Raw genomic sequence first — 3,058 nt, 5'->3', positions numbered from 1 at the left:
GGACTCGTACAGATCCACCGCCCGCTGCCGGAACTCGTCCGTGTAGTTCTTCCTAGCCATCCCTTGGATTCTCGCTTCCCCAGCGCCGTGCTGGAATCAGCGTGTCCAAGATCAGGGGTCAAGCGCCTTCCTAGATCCGAGTGTCTCAGTTCTCTGGGTCAACGGTAACGACGGTGCCGCCGAGTGCGTCCTTGTACTCGGCCGATCCCTCGCCGTTCAGCACCCAGTTCGGCCCCACGAGGAGGTACGTGCCGATGACTGATCCGAAGCTCTTGAGGTCTTCGATGCTCGCGTCGCGACTCTCGGTTCCGGTGAAGGTCATGAGCGTCAGGCTGCTGCCGCAGCTGCCCGATTCGGCGGCGTTCGTGACGGCGTTCGTTTGCTCGAAGCGGCAGTCCGCCCCCGCCGCCTCGAGCGCGTCTGCGAACTCTTGAACGGTCCCGTACGAGACTGCCTCGACGGATGTGGGCGTCGGGGTCGCTTCAGCGTCGGACGTCGAGGAAGAGCACCCGACGAGGCCCGCGCCGATCAGCAACATTGGAAGGAGCGCTCGAGCGGGGCTGAGACGACGATTCATGGTGATCCTTCTGCTGATTTCCGGTGCAGGTTTGCGGCCTCGGCCGGTCATGCCCGTCGAGCACAAGCGCCAGCTCGGCGCTCGTGGATGACGCTACCCGAGGAGAGCACCGGTCTCTCTCCCCGGGGAATTTCACGGTACTCATGGTCTGCGATGCCGAGTTCTGGTGTTCCTCAATGGAGTCTTGGTCGCCGGTGCTAGCGAGGTGTCCAGCACGTGGCTCGATGACTGCTGCCCGTGCTGCTCCGACGATGGTTGCCGTCTTGCGGTCGACGAGTCCGAGCTATCTGCATCGATTGCGCGGTCCGGAGTTCAGAGGCCTTGGGCTACTTCCCATCCTCGTTCGCTTTTATCGCCGCACAAATCCAATACAGCGAGGTGAGGGTTGCGTTGCCCTTCGAGGCCGTAGGGTCTCGGTATGGCGACATACAGTCCAGCAGAACTGGCGCGCGAGCTCGGGTACGTCGACGAGGATCGAGCTGGGCGGGTCGTACGCGACTACCTTCGTGCGAAGTACCCGGATCACCCGAAGTATCAGCGTTGGATTCTCGACGAAGAGCAGGCCGATGACGTTCGCGCGCATGTCCCTCGCAAGTCCTGAGCTCCGCCCCACCCCGCGGGGGAGCAGCCTGAGACTGGCGACGCATGCGTGAGCCCGATGCGCTGATCGGGTTTCAGCAACGACTGATGTGGCGAGGACATGAGGTGCTCACGCTGGCCGACATTTGGCCAGCGGCTCCCAAAGCCATGGTTGTCGGTCTCAATCCGGCTCCAGTGAGCGTGCAAGTTGGTCACTACTACCAAGGGCAAGTCGGGCAGCGTCAGATGGCTCGGCTCGTCGAAGCCGGACTCTTCGACGCGCCGAAGGGCGGCACGTTCCTCGAGACCGAAGCCGAGCGTGCCGGCGTCGGGTTCACCGATCTCGTGAAGCGACCGTCCCGCAGGGAAGACGACATCACTCAGATCGAGCAAGAGCATGGGCGAACCGACCTGATCAACCAGCTGGCAGCTCGCGCCGTTCCTATCGTGATCTGCGTCTTCCGCCACCCTGCGAACGCGATCATGAGAGGCAAGAGCGAGATTGGGTTCCTGAATCAGCCAACGCCATGGGGCGGACACCTCTTCCGCATGCCCGGCCCCTACGAGAAGCGCTCAGCCGCCAGCTCGCATCTCACAACGCTCCGCAACTTCCTCAGCCAATCCGCCACCGCCTGACGGCAGAACTCGCTCGCTACCGATCAGCGAGTAGAGCGGCAGCGTATGGGTCTGCTGTCATCAACACTTAGAGTCTTCCCATGAGTTCTTTCGGGCGTGTAGTCGGCGGCATGTATATGGACGCGAGCGTCACCACCGCAACGTTCGGAAGCGACCTGGTCGTGCAGACGGGCATCAAAGGCCGCAGGATCACCGCAACGACTGTGACCTCATGGCAGGAAACGCCAGTGGAGGCCAGGGACAGCACATTCACGGCCATGGGGAAGGCAGCAGCCGGCGTGGCGTTGCCTGGCCGCTTCGGGAAAGCGGCCTCAGCAGCAGTTGGTGCGGCCTTCAACTCCAGACAGCATGATCGCCTCGTCCGCATCGACTGGTCGGACGGCAAGCAATCACTCGTGAAGCTGCCAGAGGCACTTTTCACGCACCTGGAGCTTGTCCTCGAGAACATTCGCATACCCAACGCTGATCCATCGCCCGCTTCTCGGGCAGCGGCGGAGGATCTGCAACCCACCATCGTGGACAAGACCTTCGATCTTGTCTCCGACCTTGTGAAAGACAGATTCCCGTCCAGGCCCCAGGCTCCACAGGAGATCACGGCACCCCCTGCCACTCAGGTCGACGTGACTGAGCAACTGCACAAGCTCGCGTCACTTCGAGATGCGGGAATCCTCACGGACGAGGAGTTCGCCACCAAAAAAGCCGAACTGCTCGCTCGGCTCTGACCAGCACCAAAGCACGAGACCCGGCACCGACCGCAGCACGGGGTCGTCAACCAGTCGAACAGGGCTGTCGAAGCCACCAGATCGACCGGGCTCCGTGGTCTGGGCCGGGTCAGATGCCAACGAGATCCCATCCTGAGCACGAAGCGCACCCGAGACGTGCCCCCGTCCTCACCAAGCTTTGCGTAGGTCTTCGCCCTGCAAACGTCGCAACGAGGTGCGCGCTTCTGCGATCGCTGGATAGCCAGAGTCGATCTTGGCGAGCAAGAACAGCATGTCGTTGAAGCGACGCGCCGGTTGGATGTGGAAGAGATTGTCGTGGTGAGCGACACGGTCCCGCAACCGGCGGAGCGTCTCCAACTACTGCCCGACCGCAATGCGGCTGCTCTGAACGTGGGTTTCATGGCACGCGTTGCGGTCGGCGCTTGACCCCTGATCTTGGACACGCTGATTCCAGCACGGCGCTGGGGAAGCGAGAATCCAAGGGATGGCTAGGAAGAACTACACGGACGAGTTCCGGCAGCGGGCGGTGGATCTGTACGAGTCC

4 protein-coding genes are annotated in these 3,058 nt (G+C 62.4%); 3 read left to right on the top strand and 1 reads right to left on the bottom strand.

Annotated elements, in window-relative coordinates; all coding sequences use genetic code 11:
- Positions 1 to 145: 145 nt before the first annotated feature.
- Positions 146 to 577 carry a hypothetical protein gene (locus ABVF28_RS17140; protein ID WP_371031446.1) on the bottom strand — a complete coding sequence of 144 codons (432 nt, stop codon included), beginning with the start codon at positions 575 to 577 and terminating at the stop codon, positions 146 to 148.
- 418 nt (positions 578 to 995) lie between these two features.
- On the opposite strand from ABVF28_RS17140, the gene ABVF28_RS17135 reads away from it, so the two are divergent.
- The 3 genes from ABVF28_RS17135 to ABVF28_RS17125 all read left to right on the top strand — a co-directional run bounded on the left by ABVF28_RS17135 (position 996) and on the right by ABVF28_RS17125 (position 2,514).
- Positions 996 to 1,178: a hypothetical protein gene (locus ABVF28_RS17135; RefSeq protein WP_371031445.1), complete on the top strand. Its 183-nt coding sequence runs from the start codon at positions 996 to 998 to the stop codon at positions 1,176 to 1,178.
- 44 nt (positions 1,179 to 1,222) lie between these two features.
- Entirely contained in the window at positions 1,223 to 1,792 is a 570-nt protein-coding gene (locus ABVF28_RS17130) for a uracil-DNA glycosylase family protein (protein WP_371031444.1), read from the top strand.
- A gap of 80 nt (positions 1,793 to 1,872) precedes the next feature.
- Positions 1,873 to 2,514 (top strand): SHOCT domain-containing protein, encoded by a 642-nt coding sequence (locus tag ABVF28_RS17125; RefSeq protein WP_371031443.1) that lies wholly within the window; start codon positions 1,873 to 1,875, stop codon positions 2,512 to 2,514.
- The last annotated feature ends 544 nt before the right edge of the window (positions 2,515 to 3,058 follow it).

The sequence above is a fragment of the Pseudoclavibacter sp. JSM 162008 genome, from assembly GCF_041366455.1.
Taxonomy (GTDB): domain Bacteria; phylum Actinomycetota; class Actinomycetes; order Actinomycetales; family Microbacteriaceae; genus Pseudoclavibacter.
This window is presented reverse-complemented; position numbering and strand designations above follow the sequence as displayed.